At 72.2% G+C, this 25,582-nt stretch carries 26 protein-coding genes; 6 read left to right on the forward strand and 20 right to left on the reverse strand.

From position 1 onward, the window contains the following. Positions 1 to 189: 189 nt before the first annotated feature. Both A6A27_RS33745 and A6A27_RS33750 read right to left on the reverse strand, forming a co-directional pair. Entirely contained in the window at positions 190 to 699 is a 510-nt protein-coding gene (locus A6A27_RS33745; protein ID WP_073838714.1) for an FBP domain-containing protein, read from the reverse strand. Positions 700 to 751: 52 nt separating this feature from the next. Beyond that, positions 752 to 1,579: a DUF72 domain-containing protein gene (locus tag A6A27_RS33750; RefSeq protein ID WP_198940561.1), complete on the reverse strand. Its 828-nt coding sequence runs from the start codon at positions 1,577 to 1,579 to the stop codon at positions 752 to 754. Between the two features lie 187 nt (positions 1,580 to 1,766). Here A6A27_RS33750 and A6A27_RS33755 point away from each other — a divergent pair, with 187 nt between their 5' ends. Continuing rightward, positions 1,767 to 2,228: a hypothetical protein gene (locus tag A6A27_RS33755; RefSeq protein WP_073838716.1), complete on the forward strand. Its 462-nt coding sequence runs from the start codon at positions 1,767 to 1,769 to the stop codon at positions 2,226 to 2,228. A 99-nt stretch (positions 2,229 to 2,327) separates the two neighbouring features. On the opposite strand, the gene A6A27_RS33760 is transcribed toward A6A27_RS33755, so the two are convergent. From A6A27_RS33760 to A6A27_RS33780, 5 genes are all read right to left on the reverse strand, one after another. Continuing rightward, positions 2,328 to 3,548 (reverse strand): L,D-transpeptidase, encoded by a 1,221-nt coding sequence (locus A6A27_RS33760; protein WP_073838717.1) that lies wholly within the window; start codon positions 3,546 to 3,548, stop codon positions 2,328 to 2,330. Between the two features lie 134 nt (positions 3,549 to 3,682). Beyond that, positions 3,683 to 4,882, reverse strand: coding sequence for an anhydro-N-acetylmuramic acid kinase (locus tag A6A27_RS33765; protein WP_073838718.1), 1,200 nt, complete (start codon positions 4,880 to 4,882; stop codon positions 3,683 to 3,685). Continuing rightward, positions 4,879 to 5,784 carry an N-acetylmuramic acid 6-phosphate etherase gene (gene murQ, locus A6A27_RS33770; RefSeq protein ID WP_073838719.1) on the reverse strand — a complete coding sequence of 302 codons (906 nt, stop codon included), beginning with the start codon at positions 5,782 to 5,784 and terminating at the stop codon, positions 4,879 to 4,881. Before murQ ends, A6A27_RS33765 begins: the two co-directional genes overlap by 4 nt. A 192-nt stretch (positions 5,785 to 5,976) precedes the next feature. Beyond that, complete coding sequence (locus A6A27_RS33775; RefSeq protein ID WP_073838748.1) at positions 5,977 to 6,534, reverse strand: hypothetical protein; 558 nt, start codon at positions 6,532 to 6,534, stop codon at positions 5,977 to 5,979. 57 nt (positions 6,535 to 6,591) lie between these two features. Next, positions 6,592 to 7,356, reverse strand: coding sequence for a DUF427 domain-containing protein (locus tag A6A27_RS33780; protein WP_073838720.1), 765 nt, complete (start codon positions 7,354 to 7,356; stop codon positions 6,592 to 6,594). Positions 7,357 to 7,597: 241 nt separating this feature from the next. Here A6A27_RS33780 and A6A27_RS33785 point away from each other — a divergent pair, with 241 nt between their 5' ends. Together A6A27_RS33785 and A6A27_RS33790 are read left to right on the forward strand one after the other, a co-directional pair. Continuing rightward, entirely contained in the window at positions 7,598 to 8,821 is a 1,224-nt protein-coding gene (locus tag A6A27_RS33785) for a multidrug effflux MFS transporter (protein ID WP_073838749.1), read from the forward strand. A 64-nt stretch (positions 8,822 to 8,885) separates the two neighbouring features. Next, positions 8,886 to 9,815 (forward strand): diacylglycerol/lipid kinase family protein, encoded by a 930-nt coding sequence (locus tag A6A27_RS33790; protein ID WP_073838721.1) that lies wholly within the window; start codon positions 8,886 to 8,888, stop codon positions 9,813 to 9,815. 104 nt (positions 9,816 to 9,919) lie between these two features. On the opposite strand, the gene A6A27_RS33795 is transcribed toward A6A27_RS33790, so the two are convergent. From A6A27_RS33795 to A6A27_RS33820, 6 genes are all read right to left on the reverse strand, one after another. Further along, entirely contained in the window at positions 9,920 to 10,198 is a 279-nt protein-coding gene (locus A6A27_RS33795; RefSeq protein WP_073838722.1) for a hypothetical protein, read from the reverse strand. 27 nt (positions 10,199 to 10,225) lie between these two features. Next, positions 10,226 to 10,597, reverse strand: a complete 372-nt coding sequence (locus A6A27_RS33800) for a DUF2267 domain-containing protein (RefSeq protein WP_241825585.1) — start codon at positions 10,595 to 10,597, stop codon at positions 10,226 to 10,228. Beyond that, positions 10,497 to 11,054 (reverse strand): ribosomal maturation YjgA family protein, encoded by a 558-nt coding sequence (locus A6A27_RS46460; RefSeq protein ID WP_073838724.1) that lies wholly within the window; start codon positions 11,052 to 11,054, stop codon positions 10,497 to 10,499. The genes A6A27_RS33800 and A6A27_RS46460 overlap by 101 nt, the downstream gene beginning before the upstream one ends. A gap of 90 nt (positions 11,055 to 11,144) precedes the next feature. Continuing rightward, positions 11,145 to 11,891 (reverse strand): L,D-transpeptidase family protein, encoded by a 747-nt coding sequence (locus A6A27_RS33810; RefSeq protein ID WP_073838725.1) that lies wholly within the window; start codon positions 11,889 to 11,891, stop codon positions 11,145 to 11,147. A 107-nt stretch (positions 11,892 to 11,998) separates the two neighbouring features. Further along, entirely contained in the window at positions 11,999 to 12,364 is a 366-nt protein-coding gene (locus A6A27_RS33815) for a hypothetical protein (RefSeq protein ID WP_073838726.1), read from the reverse strand. A 123-nt stretch (positions 12,365 to 12,487) separates the two neighbouring features. Continuing rightward, the gene (locus A6A27_RS33820; protein WP_073838727.1) at positions 12,488 to 12,934 is read right to left on the reverse strand and encodes an SRPBCC family protein; all 447 of its coding nucleotides are present in this window, start codon (positions 12,932 to 12,934) and stop codon (positions 12,488 to 12,490) included. A gap of 143 nt (positions 12,935 to 13,077) precedes the next feature. Between A6A27_RS33820 and A6A27_RS33825 the strand changes: the two genes are divergently transcribed. The 3 genes from A6A27_RS33825 to A6A27_RS33835 all read left to right on the forward strand — a co-directional run bounded on the left by A6A27_RS33825 (position 13,078) and on the right by A6A27_RS33835 (position 16,023). Continuing rightward, the gene (locus A6A27_RS33825) at positions 13,078 to 13,830 is read left to right on the forward strand and encodes a dienelactone hydrolase family protein (RefSeq protein ID WP_073838728.1); all 753 of its coding nucleotides are present in this window, start codon (positions 13,078 to 13,080) and stop codon (positions 13,828 to 13,830) included. A gap of 128 nt (positions 13,831 to 13,958) precedes the next feature. Further along, complete coding sequence (locus A6A27_RS33830) at positions 13,959 to 15,290, forward strand: FUSC family protein (RefSeq protein ID WP_241825586.1); 1,332 nt, start codon at positions 13,959 to 13,961, stop codon at positions 15,288 to 15,290. 19 nt (positions 15,291 to 15,309) lie between these two features. Continuing rightward, positions 15,310 to 16,023, forward strand: coding sequence for an RraA family protein (locus tag A6A27_RS33835; RefSeq protein ID WP_073838729.1), 714 nt, complete (start codon positions 15,310 to 15,312; stop codon positions 16,021 to 16,023). A 50-nt stretch (positions 16,024 to 16,073) separates the two neighbouring features. Here the strand turns inward: A6A27_RS33835 and A6A27_RS33840 are convergent, their stop codons facing one another. The 7 genes from A6A27_RS33840 to A6A27_RS33870 form a co-directional block, all read right to left on the reverse strand. Continuing rightward, positions 16,074 to 16,676 carry a hypothetical protein gene (locus A6A27_RS33840; RefSeq protein WP_143194306.1) on the reverse strand — a complete coding sequence of 201 codons (603 nt, stop codon included), beginning with the start codon at positions 16,674 to 16,676 and terminating at the stop codon, positions 16,074 to 16,076. 245 nt (positions 16,677 to 16,921) lie between these two features. Then, positions 16,922 to 18,793 carry a Xaa-Pro dipeptidyl-peptidase gene (locus A6A27_RS33845; RefSeq protein WP_241825587.1) on the reverse strand — a complete coding sequence of 624 codons (1,872 nt, stop codon included), beginning with the start codon at positions 18,791 to 18,793 and terminating at the stop codon, positions 16,922 to 16,924. Positions 18,794 to 18,888: 95 nt separating this feature from the next. Beyond that, on the reverse strand, positions 18,889 to 19,881 hold the full coding sequence (locus A6A27_RS33850; protein WP_073838732.1) for a TIGR03842 family LLM class F420-dependent oxidoreductase: 993 nt from the start codon (positions 19,879 to 19,881) through the stop codon (positions 18,889 to 18,891). Positions 19,882 to 19,893: 12 nt separating this feature from the next. Then, positions 19,894 to 21,297 (reverse strand): dihydropyrimidinase, encoded by a 1,404-nt coding sequence (gene hydA, locus A6A27_RS33855; protein ID WP_073838733.1) that lies wholly within the window; start codon positions 21,295 to 21,297, stop codon positions 19,894 to 19,896. Then, positions 21,294 to 22,136: a nitrilase-related carbon-nitrogen hydrolase gene (locus A6A27_RS33860; protein ID WP_073838734.1), complete on the reverse strand. Its 843-nt coding sequence runs from the start codon at positions 22,134 to 22,136 to the stop codon at positions 21,294 to 21,296. The genes hydA and A6A27_RS33860 overlap by 4 nt, the downstream gene beginning before the upstream one ends. Beyond that, the gene (locus A6A27_RS33865; protein ID WP_073838735.1) at positions 22,133 to 23,689 is read right to left on the reverse strand and encodes an NCS1 family nucleobase:cation symporter-1; all 1,557 of its coding nucleotides are present in this window, start codon (positions 23,687 to 23,689) and stop codon (positions 22,133 to 22,135) included. The genes A6A27_RS33860 and A6A27_RS33865 overlap by 4 nt, the downstream gene beginning before the upstream one ends. 243 nt (positions 23,690 to 23,932) lie before the next feature. After that, positions 23,933 to 25,537 carry a PucR family transcriptional regulator gene (locus A6A27_RS33870; protein ID WP_073838736.1) on the reverse strand — a complete coding sequence of 535 codons (1,605 nt, stop codon included), beginning with the start codon at positions 25,535 to 25,537 and terminating at the stop codon, positions 23,933 to 23,935. Positions 25,538 to 25,582 lie beyond the last annotated feature (45 nt).

Genomic DNA, 25,582 nt, shown 5'->3' on the forward strand with positions numbered 1-25,582 from the left:
CACGTAAACAACACACGGGTTAAACGAAAAGCTAAGGCGAGCAGGATCGCCGAGAGCGGCACTCCCGCCGAGGTGCTTGATCGGCCGGCGGGGCCACGTCTTGTGCCGCCACTCGTTGCCTGCGTCATCAGTTGACCGTCTCCTCCCGCTGCCGGGTCAACCGCACGTTCCGCCGTGCCTGAGCGGGGGTCAACCCGCGACGACCCGGTTGGTGAAGGCGGCCAGGTTGACCATCGCTCGATCGATCCGCTCCTGCAGGGTCAGCGTCTCCTCCCGGCGGACCAGCCGCATCTTCGGCTGCCGCTTGCCCCGCAGATAGAGCGAGCAGGCCAGGTCGGCGCACAGGTATTCACCGATCGTGTTGCCGTTCCGCCCGGCCGCCCCGGCCAGGGGCGCGACGAACAACGCCACCCCCGACGCCGTGTGATCGGTCAGGCAGATCCGGCACATGCTCGACCGCAGAGTGCTCGACTTGTACGCCTCGGGCCGCCGGAGCACCACGCCCGTCGGCCCGTCCTCGCCCGGCAGGACCAGCAGCGCCCGCAGCGGGGCGCCCGGGTCCGTCCAGCCGAGGAAGTCCAGATCGGCCCAGGGAAGAGTGCCCTCCGCGAAGCCCGCGGGCATCCGGATCCGGCTCGCCTCGCCCTTGCTGCAGTTGACGAAGGACCGCCGGATGTCCTTCTCATCGAGTGGTTGCATGCCGGGGAAGCTAACCGGGTCCACGGCCCGCGGTCACCCGATTTTCGGCTGGTCAGAACAGCGTCGACGGCCCGACCGGCGCCGGCTCGGGCAGCGGCTCGAGCTCGGGCAGACGGGCCCGGACCTCGTCGTGGAACTGGCGGGCGAGGTCGGGCGCGTCGGCGTTGTCCGGCGTGTGCACGAACACGGTCGGCGAGCGGTCCTCGCGCAGCCAGCGGGTCACCACGTCGAGCCACGGTCGCCAGCCCTCGACCGTCCGCGCGGGGTCGTCCCGGCCCAGGTACCGGACGATCGGCCGATCGGTCAACGCCGTGGTGCGCAGCGGGGTACGCGGCTTGCGGGTCCACGCCTCCCGTTCCGCGTCACTGGTCGGTGGGGTACGGAAGAAGGCGGTGGTATCGAAGGGAATCCACTCCGCGCCGACGCGGTCGAGCGTCTCCTCGAGCGTGCGCACCGCTCGGGGGTCGTCGAAGAACGCGGGGTGGCGGACCTCCACGGCGTACCGGTGGGCGGTGGGCAGCCCGCGCAGGAAGCGGGCGAGCGCGGGTACGTCGGCGGGGCCGAACGAGCCCGGCAGCTGGATCCACAGGGCGTGGGCCCGCGGGCCGAGGGGTTCGATCGCGTCCAGGAAGACCCGCAGCTCGTCCTCGGCGCCCGTGAGTCGGCGTTCGTGCGTGACGGCCTTCGGCAGCTTGAGCACGAACCGGAAATCAGGGTCGGTCTGCCGCGCCCACGACGCCACCGTCTCCCGCGTCGGCGTCGCGTAGAAGGTGGTGTTCCCCTCGACCGCGGTGCACCAGCCGGCGTACGCCCGCAGCCGCTCGTTCGCCGGCAGCGGGTGCGCCAGAAAGCGTCCCTGCCAGGACTTGTGCGTCCACATCGCGCACCCGACGTGCAGCCGCATCCGGCCCTCCTCACCGCTCGACGGCAGGCGCGGGGCGACCCCGCGCCGCCGGTACGGTATCCGGCCGGGTCGACCGGACCCCGGGCGCCCGCCTCGGCGGTCGGCACGGCCCAGCCAATCCACTGACACACCGTGTCAGTGGTGCCCGCCTAGCCTGCCCGGCATGACGAACACCGATTTCGACTTTCTGGCCGGCCAGTGGGACAGCCGCCAACGCCGACTGGTCAAGGTGCTGGCGGGGTGCGACGAGTGGTACGAGTTCGACGCGACCCTGGACTGCCAGGTGTTGCTCGACGGCACCGGCGTCTTCGACGTGCTCCGCGCGCCGGAGCGCGATCTGGAGGGCGTCACCCTGCGGTTGTACAGCCCGCAGGAGCGGGTGTGGCGGATCTGGTGGGCTTCCAAGGCCAGCGGCGGCCAACTGGACGTGCCGGTCGTCGGCCGGTTCGACGACGAGATCGGCACCTTCGAGTGCGACGACACCTGGCAGGGGACCCCGATCCGGGTGCGCTACCAGTGGTCCCAGGTCGACACCGCGCACCCCCGCTGGGAGCAGGCGTTCTCCGTCGACGGGGGCGAGAGCTGGGAGGTCAATTGGGTGGCCACGTTCAGCCGACGTGCATGAGTAGCGAACTACCTCCACAGCCACCGGCCTCGTGACCAGCCGAGGCCGGGTCGCCGAACCGGTCGCTCTGCTGCGCCCTCTGACCGCTTGCCCCGCTGGTCACCATTTGTCCCACGGGATGGTCCAGTCGCCCACCCCGTCGGTGAGCGCCATCGCTCGTGGGGTGTTACGCACGTCGACCACGTCACCGAGCCGGAACGTGTCGTAGAACCAGCGGGCGTGGGCCGGCCCGACGTTGATGCAGCCGTGCGAGGTGTTCTGGTTGCCCTGGGCGCCGATGTTCCAGTCCGCCATGTGGACGAACTCGCCGGAGTAGGAGATCCGCAGGCAGAGCTGGATGACCTCGTCGTAGTAGTCGGGGTTCTTGGGGTCGGTGACCCCGTAGCTGGCCGAGGTCATCCGGTGCGAGGGCTCGCGGGTCATCACCACGTGCGGGCCGGACCGCGTCCAGTAGCTGATGGTCTCCCCGTTCGCGCCCGTGGTGGTGCCGCCCTTGCCCATGCTGATCGGGATGTCCCGCACCATCTTGCCGTCGAGGTAGACCTTCATCCGGTGGTTCTTGGCGTCGGCGATGGCGATGCGGGACGGGCCGATGGTGAAGTTCGTGCTGACGTTGGAGCCGCCGTAGACACCCTGGCCGAGGTCCTGGCCGAAGAGGTTGACCTTCACCGAGATCTTCGTGCCGGGCGTCCAGTACTTCGCCGGCCGCCAGTGCGCGTTGCGGCCGTCGATCCAGCGCCACCGTCCCTCGACGGCCGGCGTAGTCTGCACCACCATAGCCTTCTCAGCCTCGGCGCGGTTCTTCACCGGCCTGCTGAAGTGCACCATGACCGGCTGACCAACCCCGTACGTGCCGCCGGCCTGGAGGGCGGCCAGCGCGCTGGCCTGGAACGTGGCGGAAGCGACCCCGGACGGCTTGAGGGTGCTGAAGCTGCTCCGGTGCTCGGTCAGCGCGCCGGCCGGGTCGGCCACCGACACGGTGACCGTGTAGGTCTTGCCATAGGCCAGCTTGCCCGTCGACCGCCAGGTCTGGTCGTCGCCCAGCTTGCCAGCGACGGTCTTGCCACCCGTGGCCACCGAGACGTCCTTGAGCGTGCCGCCCTCGGGTGCCACGACGACCTGCTCGAGCGGTGATACCTTGGCGGCATCGGCGGCCGGCGTGACGGTCACCCGAACCTCGTCCGCCGGCGTGTTCGCCGCGGCCGCACCGGGCTGCGACCACGCCGCACCGGACGACGACGACTTCTGGTTGCAACCCGCCGTCACCAGGCCGGCCGTGACACCCAGACCGGTGGCGATCAACTTTCGACGACTGATCATCGCGTTCCTCTCCGCCGGGAGAGTACTCCCAACGGCGCGCCGCCGGAGGGCCGACTCGACGCCGCCCGCGACCAGCTTCTTCAGGCCGAGGCGCACCGCGGCCGCGCCACCGTCCGGCGCGCTGTCACCATGGCTCAGCGGCTGCCGGTTGCGGCTGCTCCCACGGGTCCGATCAGCCGCAGCGCGGTGGGCGCCGTGGCCAGCGGCTCGGGCAGCCGCAGCGGGCCGGCGCCGGGCACGATGGCGCCGAGCACCCGGGCCCCGGTCGCGCCGGTGCACGACGGCACGGTGGCGGGCAGACCGTGCGCGGTGTGCCAGCCGAGCAGCGCGAAGGCGATCGCCTCCTTGGCGTCGGCCGGCGCGCCGAACTCGTCGGCGGCGGTGACCCGCACCCCGGGCAGGCGCTCCCGCAGCATGCCCATCAGGGTCGGATTGGCGCAGCCTCCGCCCGAGGCGACGAGGGTGTCGACGTCGTGCCGGCGTGCCTGGTCGGCGACGGTCTGCGCGGTGAGCGCGGTCAGCGTGGCGGCGACGTCCGCGTCCGGCAGATCCGGGTGCGCCCGCAGCGCCGACTCCAGGTATGCGGCGTGGAACAGCTCCTTGCCGGTGGTCTTCGGCGCCTCGAGCCGGTAGTACGGCTCGGCGAGCAGCTCCGCCAGCAGGGCGGCGTGCACCCGGCCGGCGGCGGCGAGACGGCCGTCCGCGTCGTACCGCAGCCGGCCGTCGCTGGCCCGCACCGCGGCGGCGTCGATCAGCGCGTTGGCCGGCCCGGTGTCGTAGGCCACCGGGCCGCCGCCACCGGGCGGCCGCAGCACGGTCAGGTTGGCGATGCCGCCCAGGTTGAGCGCGGCCGGCCGGCCCGGCAGGCCGGACAGCAGCAGGACGTCCATCATGGACACCAGCGGTGCGCCCTGGCCCCCGGCGACCACATCCCGCACCCGTACGTCGGCGACCACCGGGACGCCGGTGCGCTCGGCGATCCAGGCCGGCTGCCCGATCTGCAGGGTGCCCCGCACCTGGCGCCCCTGCACCCAGTGGTAGACGGTCTGCCCGTGCGAGCAGATCAGGTCCACCCCGCCGGCCCGCCCGGCCGCGTCGGCCGCCACCTCGGCGAACGCCTGACCGATAAGGGTGTCCAGCTCGCAGGCCTCGGCGAAGGTCAGCGCTGCGGGTGGCAAGGCCCGCATCAGCCGGGCGCGCAGCTCCTCCGGGTAGGGCGCACTGCCGGCGTACCCGACCGTGCCGTGCAGCACCCCGCCGCGCAGCGCGAAGTCGACGACCGCGACGTCGATGCCGTCGTGGGAGGTGCCGGAGATCAGGCCGAGCACCTTCACGGGCTCGCCTCCAGCGCCTTCCGTAGCCGGCCGCCGCTGGCGGCCAGCCGCTGGCGGGGGTCCGCCTCGTTGGCAGGGCCGTCGAGCATCAGGATCGCGGTCTTGACGTCCAGGTTGGCGCGGTCGAGCGCCGCCTCCGCCTCGGCGTGGGGTGCCCCGGTCACCCGCCGGATGATGCGCACCGCCCGGTCACGGAGCTTGGCGTTGGTCACCCGCAGGTCGACCATGAGGTTGTCGTACGTCTTGCCCAACCTGATCATCGAGACCGTCGAGATCATGTTGAGCACCAGCTTCTGCGCGGTGCCGGCCTTCAACCGGGTCGAGCCGGCCAGCACCTCGGGGCCGACGAGCACCTCGATCCCGTGATCGGCGGCGGCGCTCAACGGGGTGTCGGCGTTACACGACAGGCCGACGGTCAGTGCGTCCCGCTGCCTGGCGGCCCGCACCGCCGCCAGGACGTACGGGGTGCGGCCGCTCGCCGAGATCCCGACGACCGCGTCGGTGGCCGTGATCGCGCATTCGGCGATCGCCTCCGCGCCGGCGGCCTCGTCGTCCTCCACGCCCTCCTGCGCCGCGAACAGCGCCGGGGTGCCGCCGGCGATGACGGCGCGCACCAGCTCCGGTGGGGTGCTGAACGTCGGCGGACACTCCGATGCGTCGAGCACCCCCAGCCGGCCGGCGGTGCCCGCCCCGACGTAGAGCAGCCGTCCGCCGGCCGCCAGCCGGTCGGCGATCCCTTCGATGGCCGGCACGATCTGCGGCAGCGCGGCCCGCACGGCGCCGGGCACGGTCGCGTCCGCGTCGTTCATGACCACCGCCAACTGTGCGACCGAGGCGGTGTCGAGGCCGGCGTACCGATCGTCGACCTGCTCGGTCAGCAGGTCACCCAGGCGATCCGTCATGCGTTGCGTCCACTTCTCGGGTCGAGGGCGTTGCGGAGCCCGTCGCCGAGCAGGTTGAGCCCGGCCCGGGCGCTGACCGCACGCCCGGCGACCGAGTATCACGGGGCCCGCGGAGCGCTGTCAACGTTTTCCACCTCATGACGGCAAGATGAAGAAAGTTGCCAGCCATGGGATTGCCGCTCCACCGACGCGTCACCGGGTACGCGCGAGCGCCTCCACCTCGGCGAGGGTGACGACCTCGTCGCACTCCCCGGGCGTCAACTTGTTGATCAACGCCTTGGCTGCCTGCGCCTGCGCCGTGGTGGGCAGCTCACCGGCCACGAGGCCGGGCAGGCTCAGCTCGTAGCCGACCCGGGCCCGGGGCGAGTAGCGCGCACGGTGACGGGCCACGGCGAAGGAGACGCGGATCGCATGCTCGTTGCCGGGCGACACGTTCGGCCGGTCCGTCTCCCGCGCCGCGAAGCGCATGCCGTGGTAGTAGGCGCACCGGTGACAGGTGACCGGACCGTGGGTGAGCGTGGATCCGCAGAGCGGGCACGTCAGACGGTCGAGGGCCGCGTCCACCACCCGCCAGTCGTGCTCGTCTGGACCGTCCGCCACGAGCCAGCCCAGCGCCGTCTCCTCCGGCGTACCCGGGGCGACGTCCAGCTCGGCGAGCAGGCACGCCCAGGCCAGCTCAAGTTCCGCCTCGAGCTCCGCGACGGCCCGGGCCAGGGACGGGCTGCGCCACGTCGGAGTGCCATCGACCATGTCGCCAAGCATGCGCCCACGCGCGATGCCGCGACACCGGATTCTGCCCGGGCCCGCTCAGGAGAAGTGCGTCCTGGGCCGGGCCAGCCGCTCCCCGCCGACGATCAGGTCGACCTTCTCGTTGTAGAACGCGACCAGGCCGGCGATCGGCAGCAGCGCCCCAGTCGGAAAGCGGTACGACCAGGCCAGGTCTGGGTGCGCCGTGCCGTCGCCGCGGACCGACCAGTAGTCGCTGGTCCGACCCTTGTACGGGCAGGAGGTCGTGGTCTCCGACGGCACGAGGCGGTGGAAGTTCACGTCGGTGCGATTCAGGTAGTAGCGGGTCGGCAGGCCGGTCTCGAAGACCAGCACCGGCGACGTCGACTCGGCCAGCACTGTGCCGTCGAGTTCCACCCGCACGCTGCGCGAGGACCGCACCGCGTCCACCCGCGCGTACGGGTTACGCGGATGGACGAACACCTCCTCGTCCTCCTCGAACCAGCCGTCGAGCGCCGCCCAGTCGAACCGGATCGTGTCCGCCAGCCCGGGCAGCGCGTCGTCCCCGTGCCACCGGGCGCACGAACCACGAGTGGTCTCGCCGACCCGCAACCCGTGCAACCGCCCGGTGCCCCGCCGCGACGGGTCCGTACGCTGCTCGTCGACCAGCAGGTCACGGTTCACGTCCGCGCTCGGGATGTAGTACTGCGGGTAGAACGGCCACTCCCAGACGTACCGGGCCCGCGTGGTGTCCAGCACCGGCTCGGCGGCGAGGAACGCGCGGACCCGGCGCGGCACGGGCTCGATGTGGTCCACCGGGGTGATCGCCTTCGGGTAGTCCGGCACCTGTCCTGTCCTCCACTGCTGGCTCACGTCGTACCGGTTCAACGATCGGCGCGGCCGTTCGCGGCACGTGTGACCTGAGGCACCTTCGTCGCGAGCGGGAATGAGATCAGCGGTCCAGTGATTTGGTGGCAGGTGTGACCGCCGCACAGTTCTCCGCCCGCGTCCGGACGGACGTGGCCCCGTGACCGCGACCGTCGACACCATCGAGACATCCACGCCAACCCAGCTTTCCGGTGACCTGATGAGCACCCGGCAACGGCTGCGGCTCGTCCTCGTCCTCGGCTCGTTGATCGCCATCGGGCCGCTGACCATCGACATGTACCTGCCCGCGCTGCCGGCCATCACCACCGACCTGCACACCACGTCGGCGGCCGTCCAGCTGACCCTGACCGGCACCCTCGCCGGCCTCGCCCTCGGCCAGCTGCTCATCGGCCCGCTGTCCGACGCGGTCGGCCGACGCAAGCCGCTGCTCGCCGGCATCGCGCTGCACATCGTGGCGTCCATGCTGTGCGCGATCGCGCCGAACATCGGGATCGTCGGCACCCTGCGCGTACTGCAAGGGCTCGGCGTAGCGGCCAGCTCCGTGGTGGCGATGGCGGTGGTCCGCGACCTGTTCAGCGGCGCCGCCTTCGCCCGGCTCTTCTCCCGCCTGATGCTGGTCATGGGCGTGGCCCCGATCCTGGCCCCCACGCTCGGCAGCGGGCTGCTGCGCTGGTCGGACTGGCGGGGCGTGTTCGTGGCCCTCGCCGTCTTCGGCGTCCTGCTGGTCACGGTCGCGGCGTTCGGGCTCGCCGAAACCCTGCCGCCCGAGCGGCGCCGCCGCGGCGGGCTGGCCGCCACCGGGCGGGACTACCTCGCGCTGCTGCGCGACCGGACGTTCGTCGGCCTCGTGCTGGTCGCCGGGCTCGCCATGGCGGCGCTCTTCGCGTACGTGGCCGGGTCGTCGTTCGTCTTCCAGCAGCAGTACGGGCTGGACGAGCAGCAGTTCGGGATCGCCTTCGGTGCCGGCGCGGTCGGCCTGATCACGGCCACCCAACTCAACGTGCGGCTGCTGCGCCGGTACTCGCCGCAGCGGATCCTCGTCACCGCGCTCGGCGTGGGCACGGCGGCCGGACTCGTGCTGCTCGCCGTCGCCGCCACCGGCTTCGGTGGCCTCGCCGCCATCCTCGCCTCGCTGTGGGTGGTGCTCGCCGCGGCCGGGCTCGCCATGCCGAACGCGCCCGCCCTGGCGCTGTCCCGCCACGGCGAGGCCGCCGGCACCGCCGCCGCGCTGCTCGGCGCGGTGCAGTTCGGCGTCGGCGCGTTGGCCGCGCCGCTCGTCGGCGTACTCGGCACCGGCAGCGTGGCGATGGCCGTGGTGGTCGCCGGCGGCATGGTTGCGGCGATGGCCGTCCTGCTCGTCGTGGTCCGGCCCGCGCGGCTGGCCGAGGTCGAGCCGGCCGTGGTCGCTGTGGCCGCGCACTGACCGGCGGCCCACCGGCCCGTCGTTGCCCGCCCCGACCGGCGCCCGCCGGATAGGGTCGGGCCTCATGCGGACCAAGCAGGAGCTGGGGGCGGCGATCCGGCGGGAGCGGCGGGCGGTGCTCGTCGTCAACGCCCACTCCCGCCGGGGCCGCCAGCTCTACGAGGGGGCCCGATCGCGGCTGGTGGCGGCCGGGTTCACCCTGCTCGGCACATACCCGGTCGAGCGGCCCGGCGAGCTCGAACAGCGCCTCGCCGCGGCCGCCGACCTGGGGCCGGACCTGCTGGTCGCCGGCGGCGGTGACGGCACCATCGGCACCGCCGCCCGGCTGCTCGCCCACCGCGACATCGCGCTCGGCCTGCTGCCGCTCGGCACCACCAACAACTTCGCCCGCACCGTCGGTATCCCGCTCGACCTCGACGCCGCGGTCGGGATCCTCACCGCCGGCAAGGTGATCGACGTCGACCTCGGCCTGGTCGGGAACATGCGGTTCACCAACCATGTCGGCATCGGCCTGTCCGCCGACGTGATGCTCCGGACGCCGCCGCGGCTCAAACGGGCCACCGGCCGACTCGCGTACCCGCTCACCGCCCTGGCGCTGCTCACCCGGCACCGGCCGCTGCGGGTGACCGTGCGCGCCGAGGCGCGTACGCACGAGTTCGTCACCCACCAGTTGTACGTGGCCAACGGCGGCCACCAGGCCGGCCGGCCTATCACCGCCGACGCCAACGCCGACGACCGGCTGCTGGTGGCGTACCCCGTCGGGGGGTCGACGCGCCGCGGGCTGCTGCGCGACACCGCCCGCAACGCCGCCACCGGGCACCGCCGCACGCTCGGCGACGAGCCGTTCCTCGCCGTGCGCCAGCTGTGGCTGGAGACCGACCGGCCCGCGCCGGTCGAGGTCGACGGCGAGCTGTACGGCGAGACGCCGATCCGGATCGGCCTGGACGCGAACGCGTTGCGCATCATGGCCGCCGCCGACAGCCCGGACCGCTGAGCCCGCCGGGTGCCCGTCCTGCCCGACCGGGCGAGCTGAGCTCCCGCAGGTGCTGGCGAGGTCCGGTGGCGGCCCTGGGTGGACCGCCCGCCGCCCCGGAGCTCTCAGTCCCGGCGGTCCTCGTCAGGTACCGGTATCTCCTGGTTCTGTTCCACGGCGTCCGCCGGGCTGACATCGCCGCGGACGGCGCCGGCCAGGTCGGTCTGGTCACTCGGCGGACGCAGGACGCCCTGCTCCGCCAAGTCCGCCTCGGACGCCTCCGGCACGGCGTCGGAGACCGCGTCCGGCGGACCGACCACGGTCTCGTCCTGCTGCTGCTCCTGCGCGTCGACCTCCGGCGGCCGGCGCAGCGCGTCAGCCTGCTCGTCCCAGTTGGCGGTCATCGCGGCCTCCCGACCCGAGCGGCCCGCTCAGCGGGTGCGCTGCACGAAGGGCGCGGTCAGGTCGGCGACCTCGCCGAACTCCGCCGGGAGCTGGGACACCACGTCGTCATACGCCTCGGGTGGGAGGGCCTGGCGGAGGGCGTCGAACACTGCCGTCGCCCCGTCCTTCGCCCGCTCCGGGTCGACCTCGGCGCGCCCGCTGACCCGCTGCAGGAACACGTCGAGACCGAACCGCTCGGCGGTCTCGGTCGGGGCGAAGGCGTACGGCCGCAGACCCTCGGGAAGCTGACCGGCCAGATCACGCCCCTCGCCGCCGTCGATCCGCTCCGCCAGGGTCGTCAGCGTGGCCCGGACGAGGGCGGTCGCCTGCTGCGACGACGTCCCGGTGCGCTTCGCCACCAGGCCGATGAACTGGTTGTCGTCCATCATCAGGGCCCTTCTCTCGGACGGATGCCCGCGTCTTCCCCGCCACCGCCGACTCAAACGGCAGCAGCCGGTGCAGCACGACCAGCGGCACCACGCCGACCGGATACCAGAGCAGGTCCACCGGATCGAACTGGACGCCCAGCACCAGCCGGGCCAGCAGGCTACGCGCCGACAGCGCGGCCGGCACGCCGCTGAGCTGGAAACACTCCATCGCCCAGCAGAAGCCCACCGCGATGGCCCCGGCCGGCACCGGGCGCAGGCGCGGCCCCAGGAAGAGCACCCCGGCGTACACCAGCGACGCGTACAGGGCGGTGCCCGAGTACTGCTCGAGGCGGCCGTCGGCAAGGGCCCGGATTGTCAGCGCCACCGCCAGGAACAACGCCGCCGACACCAGCATGAGCAGCCGGAAGATGGTCGGCCGGATCGACATCCCGGCGATGCTATCGGCGCCGGGTCGTCCGCACCGTCCCGAGCCGGCGGCCCATCAGATGATCCGGCGGGCCGCCGGCCGGGTCGCGCGTCAGCGGTAGATGTGCACGGGAACGCCGACCCCGATGACCGACCAGAGCCGGTTCATGGCGGGGATGGGCACCCGGACGCAGCCATGGCTGGCCGGGTAGGTGGGCACGGAGGTGGCGCCGTGCACCGCGTAGCCGCGGTAGAAGTAGTTCGGCCGCCACAGCAGGCCGAGGTCGCTCTGCCGCCAGCCGTCGATGCGCCGCTCGATCTTGTAGTTGCCGGTGGGGGTGGGGGTGCTGGACTTTCCGCTGGAGGCGTCCAGGATCCGTACCACTGACCCCCCGCGCGCAAGGTACAGCACCTGCCGGGTCAGGTTGGCCTCCAGCGAATAGCCGGAGTGCGTGTACTTCGGCTTGGGGACGACCGGGCGGTCGAGCGCCGCCCAGGTGCGCGGCCCGACGATCCCGTCCCGGGCCAGCCCGTTCACCTTCTGGAAGGCGACGACGGCGTGGTGCGTCGACGGTCCGAAGTCGCCGTCGATCCCGCCGACGTCGTAATGCAGCGCGGTGAGCCGGCGTTGCAGGGTGCTGACCGCCGCGCCCTTGGAGCCCTGCCGCAGGACTGGCTGGCTGCTCGCGGCGAGCGTGACGGTGGTGACGGTGGTGACGGTGCTGGGGGTGGGTGCGGCGGCCGACGCCGGACTGGCGGTGACGGCCAGGCCGCCGGCGGTCACGAGGAGGGCCATCCCGAGCGCGGCGCGCGAGGCGGGGTGGCGAAGGCGGGTGGTGTGTGGTGAGACGGGAAGCATCGTCCCTCCCTTCCGAATTCCTGAGCATGACGGTAGCCCGCGGAAGCGAGGATGGCTGCCCCGTTTTGTAACGGTTCCGCACGTTCGAGGTCAGGGCACGTGTGGAGTCAGGCCACCCGGGGCACGGGCTGGATCGGCAGGGCCACCCGGTGCGCCGAGACGTCGCCGGTACGCTCCACCGAGGGGGCCGGCACGGCGGCCGTGGTCTCGTCGGCGGTCGGTGCCGAACCGGTCGCGTCACCCCCGGCCGTGGCGTCGGGGGCGGCAGCGCTCCGCATGTCGGTGAGCAGGGTCAGGAGTCGCCCGAGGTCGTCGGCCGGCATCCGGAACGAGCCGCGGCAGAGCGAGCCGCTCCACAGGGACAACACCACGGCGCCGCGGTCCGGGTGGTAGCTGATCCGCAGCGTCCGGTCCTCGCCGCGCAGGTCGGTGAACAGGTCACCGAAGCTGGGCATCGGAAGCACCTCTCCCATCGATCCAGCATGCCGCAGACACACCGGCACGGGAAGACCACGAGCGGTCAGAATCGACCATGCTGACCTACGACCCCGCGGGCGCGCCGCCCCTCGGCTCCGTCCCAGGTTGATCGCGATCGGTCAGCCGAGGGCGGCTTCCAGCCGAGCCTTCAGCATGGCCAGGTCCTTCCGGTTCGCCCGGCGCATCGCGGCGGCCAGGACCGGAGCGGCGACCGACGCGAAGCCGCTGGGCTCGCCTCGATTGCGCAGGATCATCCGGGTGGCGCCGTCGCCGTGCGGCTCCCACCGGTAGGTGGTCTCCATCGGGAACGGTCCCTCGGCGGTCCGCATCACGAGCCGCTCGTCCGGGACCAGCTCGACGATCTCGTAGGTGTAGGCGAGCCGCCTACCGAGGAAGTGCGCCACGAAGGCGACCCGGGAACCGACCCGCACGGGCGGCGGCGTCAACCACTCGACCGAGGCGATGTTCACGTACCACGCGGGCGCGTTCGACGGATCGCCCGCGTACCGGGCCACCTCGGCGACCGCGCGGCCGATCACCACCTCGGACACCACATCCACCGCCATGGGCACACCCTCCGTCGTCCCGGCCGCGCCGGCGCCTCGTCGCCTCCAGTCTGACTCGTCACCGCGCGCCGCGCCCACGACGGGCGGGCCCGCAGCCTGGCGAGTAGCGTGCACGCGGAACGATCAACGCGAGGAGGCGCACCGTGCAGACGACGACCGTGGACGTGCCGACCGGCGACGGAGTGGCCGACGCGTATCTCGTCCGGCCCGACGGGGACGGCCCGTTCCCGGCCGTTCTGGTCTTCATGGACGCGTACGGGCTGCGCCCGCGGCTGGCGGAGATGGCCGAGACGATCGCCGCCCGCGGTCACGTCGTGCTGGTGCCGAATCTCTTTCACCGCTTCGGTCGCGCGCCGCTGGTCGACCTCTCCGGGCTCCGCGAGCCGTCCCGGCGCGGCGCGCTGTTCGAGGAACTCGGCCCGATGATCCGCTCCCTGACCCCGGACGTCGTCGCCCGGGACACCGCCGCCTACCTGGACTTCCTGGCCGCGCAGCCGGACGTCGCGCCCGGCCCGGTCGCCATCACCGGCTACTGCATGGGCGGCCTGAACGCGCTGCGAGCCATCGAGGCGCACCCGGACCGGATCGCCGCCGCGGCCGTCTTCCACGCCGGGCGGCTGGCCACCGACGCCCCGGACAGCCCGCACCTGGCCGTCGGCGCGGTCACCGGCGAGCTGTACTTCGGCCACGCCGACCAGGACCGGTCGATGCCGGCCGAGCAGATCGCCGTCCTGGAACGGGTTATGGACCGCGCCGGTGTCGCCTACCGCTCCGAGGTGTACCCGGGCGCCCACCACGGCTACACCCAGTCCGACACCTCCGAGTACGACGAGCAGGCCACCGAGCGGCACTGGGCCGCCCTGTTCGACCTGCTCGACCGCACATTCCGCCGCTGACCGCGACCCGGACGCGGCGACCGGGTCAACCGTCACTAACAGGACGATTCACCCGCGTCGCGCCGGGTGACCGCCGCCATGGCCGACAAGCGGCGTACCGCCGACACCGTCCGCTCACCCTGAACCGGGTGACCGGGCGGGGCGAACGAGCGGTGACCCGCGCCCGCAGCCAGGGCGGACAGGCCGGCCGGCTACGCCTGCGTCAGCTGGAGGTCACCGCCGTGATCTCCGTGCAGGCCGGGCTCGCCGCCGCGCTCGCCGCCCTGCTCGCCCAGTACCTCCTCGGCCCCGGCGCGCACGTCTTCGCCCCGGCCGCCGCGGTCGGCACGATCGCCACCGCCATCGGACAGCGGGCCCGGCGGGCCTTCGAGCTGCTGGTCGGGGTGGGACTCGGCATCCTCGTCGGCGACCTGTTGCGCTTTCTGCTCGGCTCCGGGTCCTGGCAGCTCGGGCTGGTCGTGACGCTGGCGATCGCGACGGCGCTGCTGGTGGCCGGCCGGGGCGGCGCCCTGGTCGGCCAGGCCGGCGGTACGGCGGTCCTGATCTCCGCCCTGGCCCCGGTCCGCTCCGGCCTCGAACTGCCCCGCATCTTCGACGCGCTCGTCGGCGGCCTGGTCGGCCTCGCGGTGGTCGTCCTGCTGCTGCCGGTCAATCCGATCCGGGTGCTCGACCGGGCCGCCGCGCCGATCTTCACCGTCCTCACCGAGCAGCTCGACGCGGTGGCGCACGCCCTGACCACCCGGGACGCCGACGCGGCGGTCCGCGCGCTGGAGCGGCTGCGCGGGCTGGACGCCGACGTCGGGCGGCTCAACGAGGCGCTCACTGGCGCCGGAGAGGTGGTCACGCTCGCGCCGGCCCGCTGGCACCGCCGCGCGCTGTACCACCGCTACGCCAACGGTGCGGCACATCTGGAACGGCTGATCCTCTACGCCCGGTCGGTGGCCCGTCGCTCCACCACCGCCCTGCAATATGACGAGCCCATCCCGGCTGCGCTCCCCGACGCCGTCTCCCGGCTCGCAGAGGCCGCCCGGGCACTGCGCCGCGCCGGCCGCTCCGGCGAGGACCTGGACCGCACCCACCAGCTGACCCGGGAGAGCGCCCAACTGGCCGGCCGGGCGTGGGCCCAGTGCGTCCGCTCGTACGGTGACGGCGTGATCACCGACCTCCGTACGGCGGCCAGTGAGCTGCTGCGCGCCACCGGATGCGAGCCGGACGACGCCAACCGGATGGTGCGGACCGCCGCCGGCGCGGGTGAGGCGGAGCTGCACCCACCGATCCGGGCGCGGATGCTCCGGCCCCGGCGGCACACCCCGCGCGCCCGGCGGCGCCTGCGGCTGGAGCGGCGGGCCCATGGACGAGGGGACATGAGCTCCCGGACCAGAGCTCCGGCCCGAGGCGAGCGGCGGGCCGGTGCGGCGGCAGGCCACGGACCGGAAACTGGCCCCTCCCATGACCGGTGAGCGTGATTAGCGTCGGGTCATGAACATGGGCCCGGATGAATTGCGCGACCGCTTCGCGGCGCTGACCACCGCCCACGTCGCCGACGCCTGCCTGCGGGCCGCCGCGCCGGTCCGCTGCGCCCCACCCGGCGTCGGACCGGTGGTCGCCGGTGGGCGGGCCGCCGGGCGGGTGCTGCCGACCCGGCACGTCGGCAGCGTCGACATCTTCCTGGAGGCGATCGACCGGGCCGCGCCCGGCGACGTGCTGGTGGTGGACAACGGCGGACGCACCGACGAGGCGTGCGTGGGCGACCTGGTGGTGCTGGAGGCGCAGGCCGGCGGGCTGGCCGGCCTGGTCGTCTGGGGCCTGCACCGCGACACCGTCGACATCCGGGCGGTGGGGCTGCCGGTGTTCAGCCTGGGCGCCACCCCCACCGGACCGCGACGGCTCGCCGCGCGGCCGCCCGAGGCGTTGAGGTCGGCGCGGGTGGGGGAGTGGAGCGTCGACCCCGACGACCTCGCGCTGGCCGACGAGGACGGGGTGCTCTTCATCCCGGCCATCCGGGCCCGGGAGTTGTTCGACCTCGCGGAGTCCATCCGGGACACGGAGCGGCGGCAGGCCGAGCGGATCCGCTGCGGCGAACCGCTGCGGGCGCAGGTGGGTTTCGGGGGCTACCTGGCCGCACGGGCCGAGAACACGGCGCTGACCTTCCGGGACCACCTGCGTGCGGTTGGCGGCGCGATCGAGGAATGAGCTCGGCGGGGTCGCGGTCGGCGATCCCGCGGCGCGAGGCGTCGGCCGCGTCACGCTGCCTGGGGCAGGTGCCGCAGCCGGCGGTTCCACCACCCGGGGCGGGTGTGGGCCTGCCGGCGCAGCCGCCGGTGCTCCCAGTGCTGATAGGCGACGAGCACCGGTACGAGTCCGAGCATGACCGCCGGCACGCGCAGCCGGGCGGTCCGGTTCTCCCGGAGCACGGCGAGCAGACCCGCGACGGCCGAGGTGTAGAGGATCGGGTTGTAGAAGGGCATCAGCTCGGATCCCAGCCCCTCGCAGTCCTCCAACCAGGGCAGGCCGGCTCTGGTGCGACGAGTTGGCCAACCGCGCAGATGAGCCGACACGGCGGCGAGCCCGAAGCCGTTCGCCGCGGCCAACAACGGGTCAGCGGACTCGTCGCGACCGGTCGCGGCCAGGACGCCGCCGGTGACGAGCGTCCAGAAACCCGCGGCGGCGTACGGCCCGATCAGCGAGGCGAGCGGCATGCCGACACCCGCTGCCAGCTCGAAGGCCACGTGTCCGGCCAGGCTGACCACGGTCAGCCGGGTCAGGGGTCGGCGCCCGACGGGTCCGGCCGGGACGCGACGAGTGCGCCGCGCGTGGCCCCCGAACATCACCGGAGACGGTCTCACGTCATGCACCGGAAATGCCCCACTCCGCTCCGCCCCTCACGAGATTCGCCGCCGCTGCCGCCCGATGGCGGTCGTCCGCCCGAGCGCGGCGGGTGTACCCCGTTTTCGGCCGGGCATTCGCCACGCTGCGATCAGCGGCCGGAGCCCCGGGGCGCCGGTCGGCAACCAAGGACCGGCGGGACGTCGAGGACGGTGAGCCACCGCCGGCCCGGGCGGCGCAGGAGCCGTCCGGGCCGGCGACGTACTCAGAAGCCGAGCGCCTCGCGGCCGCCGACGATCGGCAGGGTGAGGCGGCTGGAACCGGGCTGAACGGTCAGTCGGGTGCCGCCGAGCGGCAGCAGGGTGTATTCCTGGTCGCTGGAGAAGACGACGACCCCGATGCGGTGCCCCGCCGCGAAGACGTAGTCCTTCGGCTCCAGGGTCCAGCGGTAGTCGTACATCACGCCCTGCTGGACCGCGACCGTGTGCGACCAGCCGGTCCGGTTCTGCGGATCCATCCAGCCCCGCGTCACCACGACCGGCCGCGCGGTCGAGCCGGGCGCGCCGTAGTCGACCAGGTAGACGGACAGGTTCGCGTCGGCGCGGTTGTCGATGGACATCCGCAACCGCATCTCCGGCCGCCCGGACAGGCGCACGTCGCTGGTCAGCACCGGCGAGCGGTAGACCAGCCGGTTGGCGCTGGCCGTGTCAGGACCAGCCACCAGCGTGCTCGGGCTGATCGTGCGGCCCTCGTCCACGAAGGACTGCTCGGTGCGCTGGTTCCGGGCGTCGGTGGTGATCAGGTTGCCGGGCTCGGTGGCGCTGTCGGCGGTGAGGGTCAGCGCCACGTCCCGGGCGCCCGGGTCCGGCCAGTTCGCGTACGTGGTGTAGGACCGGTTCTCACGCTGCAGGACCGCCGTGGGCTCGTCCATGATGCCGTTCTGCACGCCCCACAGCCAGTAGTCGAGCCAGCGGTTCTCGGTCTGCTTGTAGGTCCACGCCTGGCCGCCCGGCAGGGTCACCGTCGCGGTGTTGCCCGGGCCGCCATGCCCGCCCTGGTGCAGCCAGATCTTGCGCGGCACACCGGCCGCCGCGAGCCGGTCCCACCAGCCGGCGAAGTTCTCCGTCTTCACGTTCCAGTCGTTGAGCCCGTGCACGACGAAGACGCTGGCGGTGACCTTCTTGGCGCCCGGCAGGTAGTCGCGGGCCCGCCAGAAGTCACTGTAGTCACCGGTGATCCGGTCCTGTTCCGTCGTCAGCTGGGCGATCTCGTCGGCGCACCGGCCTTCGGCGCGCGCCCGACCCGCCGTGTACTGCGCCAGGACGTCGAGGTCCTCGCCCTGGAAGGTGCCCGGCGCGACCACCAGCCCGTTGGCCCGGTAGTAGTCGTACCAGTTGCTGATCGCGGAGACCGGGATGATGGTCTTGAGGTTCTCGACCCCGGTCGTGGCCACCTGGTTGGGCAGCGTCCCGTTGTACGACACGCCGGTCATGCCCACCGCTCCGGTGGTCCAGTCGGCGGTGACCGGCTCGCCGGCGGCGTTGTACGCCTTCGCCCGGCCGCCCAGCCAGTCGATGATGGCCTTCGTGCCCAGCGTCTCCGCCATGTCCCCACTGGTCGGGCAGCCGTCGGAGTCCGCGGTGCCGATGCTCTGCCCGAGCACCACCGCGTACCCGCGGGGGACGTAGTAGTCGTCGAGGGAGCCGGGCAGGTTGGCCTTGGCCCGCTGGATCCCGATAGCCTGTGACTGGCTGCGCAGCTGCTGCTTGGTGAGCCCGGTCTGCGGCAGCTCGTCCACCAGCACGCTCGGGTACGGCACGTCGCCCCAGGTGCCCTTGCGATAGGGGCTGTGCTCGAAGACGACGGGGACCTTGAAGCCCTCCGTGGCGGTCTCCCGGGGGCGGGAGATGTCGGCGACGACCCGGTCGAGCCGGCCGTCGTGGTCGGTGTCGAGTGGCGTCTCGACCCACACCCGTTCCTCGATGGCCTCGGCGAACGAGAACACCGGTTGGGTCATCCCGTCGCTGACGACGATGCCGGGCGCCGGCGTGGCGGCGGCCGGTGCCGCGGGCACGGCCAGGACGGTTGTGGTGGCTAGAGTGGCGGCGAAGAGAATGCGATAGCGCGATTGGCGCACGAATACCTCCCGTGGTGGGGGCTGTCCCAAGGGGATCATGGTAATTGCGCGACTGGCCACGGTCGATGGTCGTTCGGGCGCGAATGGCGCCCGGATCAGACGTGCGCGATCACGTCCTTGCCGTACGCGGACAGGGTCTTCTCCTTGTCGTCGTGCATCAGGTAGAGGGCGAAGTTGCTCACCCCGATCTCCTTGAGCTCCTGCAGCCGGTCGACGTGGGCCGACTCGGGTCCGAGCAGGCAGAACCGGTCGACGATGCCGTCCGGCACGAAGTCGGTGGACGGATTACCGGCCCGGCCGTGGTGCGTGTAGTCGTAGCCCTCGCGGCCCCGGATGTAGTCGGTCAGCGCCTTCGGCACCACCCCGGAGTCGCCGTAGCGGGCGACCAGGTCGGCCACGTGGTTGCCGACCATGCCGCCGAACCAGCGCAGCTGGTCCCGCTGGTGGGCGAGGTTGGTGCCGACGTAGGCGGGCGCGGCCACGCACATGGTGATCGCATCGGGGTCCCGGCCGGCGGCGGTCGCCGCGTCGCGTACCGAGCCGATGGTCCAGCGGGCGATGTCGGGGTCGGCGGTCTGCAGGATGAAACCGTCGGCCTGCTCGCCGACCAGCCGCAGCGCCTTCGGGCCGTACGCGGCCATCCAGACCTCCAGCCGGCCGTCGCGCACCCACGGGATGCGCACCGGCGTGCCGTGGTGTGCGACCTCCCGGCCCTCGGCCAGTTCCTTGATCACGTGCATGGCCTGGTGCAGCGTCGCGAGGCTCGCCGGCGGCTGGCCGATGACCCGTCGGGCCGAGTCGCCGCGTCCGATGCCGCACACGGTGCGGTTGCCGAACATCTCGTTGAGGGTGGCGAACAGCGACGCGGTGACCGACCAGTCGCGGGTGCTCGGGTTGGTCACCATCGGTCCGACGATCAGGTGCTTGGTCGCGGCGAGGACCTGCGAGTAGATGACGAACGGCTCCTGCCACAGCACGCAGGAGTCGAACGTCCAGCCGTAGCGGAACCCGTTGTCCTCGGCGGCGGTGAGCCCGGCGACGACGTCGCGGGCGGGTGGGTCGGTCTGGAGTACGACACCGAAGTCCACGGCCACTCCTTGTCAGACCAGGTACTGGCAGAGATCGCGCTTGAGGAACGTGCCGTGTCCGGCGGCGCCGTGGAACGCGCCGTCGTCCACGACGACCCGACCGCGGGACAGCACGGTGGCCACCTGTCCGGTCAGCTCCATGCCCTCGTACGCGGAATAGTCCACGTTCATGTGGTGGCTGCTGGCCGAGATGGTCTGCCGGGCCGTCGGGTCGTACACCGTGATGTCCGCGTCAGCGCCGGGCGCGATGACACCCTTGCGGGGGTAGAGGCCGAACATCCGGGCGGGCGTGGTGGAGCTGATCTCCACCCACCGCGGCAGGGTGATCTCGCCGCGCACGACGCCCTGATAGAGCAGGTCCATCCGGTGCTCGACGCCCGGCATCCCGTTCGGGATCTTGGAGAAGTCTCCCCGGCCGAGTTCCTTCTGGTCCTTGAAGCAGAACGGGCAGTGGTCGGTGGACACCAGCGACAGGTCGTTGGTGCGTAGACCGCGCCACAGCTCCGCCTGGTGCTCCTTGGGCCGCAGCGGGGGAGAGGCGACATACTTCGCGCCCTCGAAGTCCGGCCTGGCCAGGTCGTCCAACGACAGGAACAGGTACTGCGGGCAGGTCTCGGCGAACACGTTCTGGCCGGTGTCCCGGGCGCGGGTGACCGCGTCGAGGGCGTGCGCGGCAGACAGGTGCACGATGTACAGCGGCGCGCCGGTGACCTTCGCAAGGGTGATCGCCCGGTTGGTCGCCTCGCCCTCCAGCTCGGGTGGCCGGGTCAGCCCGTGCTGCACCGGGTCGGTCTGCCCACTCTCCAGTGCCCGCAGGACGAGCTGGTCGATGGCGATGCCGTTCTCCGCGTGCATCATGATCATCGAGCCGGTGTCGCGGGCCTTCTGCATCGCCCGCAGGATCTCCCCGTCGGTGGCGTAGAAGACCCCCGGATACGCCATGAACATCTTGAACGTGTTGACGCCCGCGTCGATGCAGGCCTCCATCTCCTTCAGCGACGTGTCGTTCACGTCCGAGATGATCATGTGGAACGCGTAGTCGATTGCGCAGTTGCCGTCGGCCTTGCTGTGCCACTTGTCCAGCGCGGACAACAGCGACGTGCCTTTGGCCTGCACCGCGAAGTCCACGATGGTCGTCGTACCGCCCCAGGCGGCCGCGATCGTGCCGGTCTCGAACGTGTCCGCCGAGAACGTGCCGCCGAACGGCATCTCCATGTGGGTGTGCCCGTCGATGCCGCCCGGCACCACGTACTTCCCGGCGGCGTCGATCACCCGCTCGGCGCCGGCCGCCCACTGCTGCGCCAGACCCGAGTCGGGTGCCGCGAGCGCCACGATCCGCTCGCCCTCCACCAGCACGTCCGCCGGGTACGCCCCGGTGGCGTTGACGACAGTCCCGTTGCGGATGACGATGGTCACGGCTTCACCAGCGATTCGTAGGTCTCGGGCCGGCGGTCGCGGTAGAACGCCCACAGGTCGCGTACCTCGGCCAGCATGTCCATGTCCAGGTCGCGGACGACGACCTCCTCCTCGGTGTCCGACGCCGCGTCGCCGACCAACTGCCCGCGCGGGTCAACGAAGTACGACTGGCCGTAGAAGTCGTTGTCGCCCAGCGGCTCCACGCCGACCCGGTTGATCGTCCCGACGTAGTACTCGTTGGCGACCGCGGCGGCCGGCTGCTCCAGCCGCCACAGGTACTCCGACAGGCCGCGGCTGGTGGCGGAGGGGTTGAACACGATCTTCGCGCCGGCCAGCCCCAGGGCGCGCCAACCCTCCGGGAAGTGCCGCTCGTAGCAGATGTAGACGCCGATGCGACCCACGGCGGTGTCGAAGACCGGATAGCCCAGGTTCCCCGGCCGGAAGTAGAACTTCTCCCAGAACCCCTTCACCTGCGGAATGTGGTTCTTCCGGTGCTTGCCGAGGTAGGTGCCGTCGGCATCGATCACCGCAGCGGTGTTGTAGTAGACCCCCGGCTGCTCCTGCTCGTACATCGGCACGATCAGGACCACCCCGTGCTGCTCGGCGACCTCGCGCATCAGCGCCGTGGTCGGCCCGTCCGGGATCGCCTCTGTGTACGAGTAGTAGTCGGCGTCCTGGACCTGGCAGAAGTACGGGCCGTAGAACAACTCCTGCAGGCAGACCACCTGCGCGCCCTGCGACGCGGCGCGGCGGATCGCCTCGACCGCGTTCGCGATCATGGACTCCTTGTCACCGGTCCACTTCTGCTGCACCAGCCCGGCTCGGATGATGGTGCTCACCTGACCTCCCCTTTGGCGTGGCTGCCGCGCGGTGCCGACAGCGCCAGATAGACCACGAACGCGCCGACCAGGCCGGCGACCCAGCTGTAGTCGTAGAGCGGCTTGAGGAACGGGATGAGCCCGTCGGACGGGAACGGGCCCTTGCCGGGCGCGGAGTAGGCGCCGCCGACGGCGAGGATCGCGCCGACGACGGTGGCGACGACCGCCGTCCAGCTCCAGCCGCCGGAGAACCAGTACCGGCCCTCGGGACGGTAGAGGGCGGGCAACTGCAGGCAGGTGCGGTTGCGCACCCAGTAGCCGGCGATGAGCACGCCGGCGACCGCGCCGAGCAGGCCCCCGTAGAACCCGAGCCAGACGAAGATGTAGATGTTCGGGTCCTGCACCAGCCGCCACGGCTGGATCAGGATGCCGAGTACGCCGGTGATCAGGCCGCCGGTCCGGAAGCTGATCAGCCGGGGCACGGCGTTGGAGAAGTCGTACGCCGGGCTGACCGTGTTGGCCGCGACGTTCACCGACAGCGTGGCCACCACCACCGTGAACAGGCCGAGCGCCACGACCAGCGGGTTCTCGAACTTCGCGGCCAGCTGGATCGGGTCCCAGATCGCCTCGCCGTAGATCGCCGCCGTGCCCGAGGTGATCACGATCGACAGGATGGCGAAGAACGACATCGTGGTGGGCAGGCCCAGAATCTGCCCGTACACCTGCTGCCGCTGGCTGCCACCGAACCGGGTGAAGTCGGGGATGTTCAGCGACAGGGTCGCCCAGAACGCGATCATCGCCATCAGCGACGGCGCGAACAGCTTCCAGAAGTCGGCGCCCCAGCCCAGCTTGGACGGCTGGGACAGGATCGGGCCGAGCCCGCCCGCCTCGACCAGGACCCAGATCAGCAGCGCGACGGCGACCACGATGACGAACGGCGCGGCCCAGTTCTCGAAGCGGCGCAGGGTGTCCATGCCGCGCCAGATGATCGCCATCTCGATCGCCCAGAACAGCAGGAACGACGCCCACAGCGTCCACGGGTGGTCCATCACCTCCGCCGCGTCGACCCACCAGGAACCCAGCAGCTTGCCGGCGATCGCGTAGATCGCCTCACCGCCGATCCAGGTCTGGATGCCGAACCAGCCGCAGGCGATGAACGCGCGCAGCAGGGCCGCCAGGTTGGCGCCCCGGACGCCGTAGAACGCGCGGGCGAAGACCGGGAACGGGATGCCGTACTTCGTCCCCGCGTGGCTGTTCAACAGCATCGGGATCAGGACGAGCAGGTTGCCCAGGGTGATGGTGAGGAACGCCTGCACCCAGTTCATGCCGAGCTGGATGAGCCCGGCGGCGAGCAGATAGCTGGGGATGTTGTGCGCCATCCCGACCCACAGCGCCGTGAAGTTGTACGTGTTCCAGGTACGCCGCTCGATGGGCACCGGGGCGAGTTCGAGGTTGAAGTACCGGCTGTCGGCGATGGTGGAGAAATCGCGCAGCTCCACTCGGCCATCCGGATGGGTGATCTGGGTGCCCGGCTCGACCGCGGTGGCTTCGTGGGGTAGGGGTTCAACGGCCATCGGTGTCACCTCCCTGTTGCGCTGCCGCAACAGCGCCGGTCAGCCGGCGCGCGTGCTGCGGATGGGGCGGAACAGCACGATCTTTATCTCGGAATGGTGAGTGTCACGGACCCGCCACGGGCAGTGGCAAAGTGTCCACGCTTGCCATGATCACGGCACACTGTGTCCACGGGCACGGCCGCAGCGATCATGTCAATCCGCGCGGTGGACGGATTCCGGCCGCCTACCGGATTCGGCGCCCCGTCATGCGTCGTCGAGTTCATGCACCAGCAGCGCGACGTACAGCGACAGCATCGACTCGGGGTCCTCCAACGACACCCCGAGCACCTGCGCGATCCGCGCCAACTGCTGGTAGTACGCGGTCCGCGACACGTGTGCGGCAGCCGCCGCCGCGGACTTGTTGCCGCCCTGCTCGCAGAAGCATCGCAGCAGCTCCACCAGCCGGCTGTGGTGGTTGGCGTCCCGCGCCAGCAGCGGACCCAGCTCGCGGTCCGCGAAGGCCCGGACCCGATCGTCGTCCCGCAACAGGTGCAGCAGGCCGCGCAGGCGCACATTGTCCAGCCGGTGGTACAGCTGCGTGCCGGGGGCGCGCAGGGCCGCCCCCGCCACGTGCGCGGCCTCGCCCAGACTGCGGCGTACCTCGGCGACGTGCGACACGGTGGTGCCGACCGCGACCAGCACCGGACCGGCCGCCGAGCGATGCACCTCCCGGGCCAACCGGCGCAGCACCGCGTCGATGCCGGCCTGCGCCGGCAACGACAGCAGCGCGCGTACCGTCGTGTCGTCCACCACGCCCACCAGGGCGGGCACCGCCACCCGCCGCGCCGCCAGCGCGGTCGCCTCCGCGAGGTCGCGCAACACCTCCTGGTTGGCCAGCGCGGGGGCCCGGGGCGTCCCGGTGGCCGGCCGGATCGCCATCCCGACCAACTGCCGCCGCTCGACGCCGACCCCCAGCGCCGCCGCCCGGGCGGCCAGGTCCGGCGGCGGTACGGCCTGACCGAGCAGCTGCGCGAGCAGCATCCGGTGCGTCTGCCGCTCCAGGCTCTCCCGGTCCCGCGCCACGAGCCGATGCACCGCCAACGCCGACGCGGCCCGCTCGGCGACCACCACGTGCCGGTGCGGTGGCGGGTCCGGTGAGAGCAGGACCAACCGCCCCCAGTCGGCGCCCTGCGCCCCGACCATGGTGGCCAACCAGCCGGCCTCCTCGTCGTAGGCGGTCCGCTCGGGCGCGGCCACCGACCGGGACCGCTGCCCCCAGTCGGCCAGCAGCTCGGTGGGGTCCCGGCCGGCCGCGTCGTACGCGAGCACCTCGTGCCCCAGCGTCTCCAGCACCACCGGCAGCCCGGAGATCCGGGCCACCTCGCGCAGCACCTCCGCCGGATCCGCACCGGCCACTGTGAGCGAGGTGAACGTCTCGTGCACCTGCTCGGCGGCCCGCAGCTCGGCGAGCTGCGCGTCGACGATCAGCGCCACCACCGCCTCGGTGACGGACACGAACGGGGTCTCCTGCGCCAGCGTGATCAGGGGCAGCCGGTGCCGGTTGGCCGCCGCCACCAACGCCTCCGGCAGCTGGCCGCTCCACCGCCGGACCAGCTCGATGACCAGCCCCGCCGCGTGCACCGCGGCCAGGTCGTCCACGTACCTCGCCAGGGCCGCGGCCTCGTCCGGCAGCGCGATGCCGGTGGTGAGCACCAGCTCCCCGCCGCGCAGCAGGTGCGCGATGTCGGCCACCTCCGCCACATGGACCCAGCGCACCCGGCCCTGCATGCCGGCCGAACCGGCCACCACCTGCGGCTTCCCGCGCCGGATCACCGGCAGTGCGATGGCTTCTGCGACGGACGGATACATCGCGGCTCCCAAGGGAGGGACTGCACACAACGTAATGGTGCGGCA

It is taken from the genome of Micromonospora sp. CB01531 (genome assembly GCF_001905095.1).
Lineage (GTDB): Bacteria > Actinomycetota > Actinomycetes > Mycobacteriales > Micromonosporaceae > Micromonospora.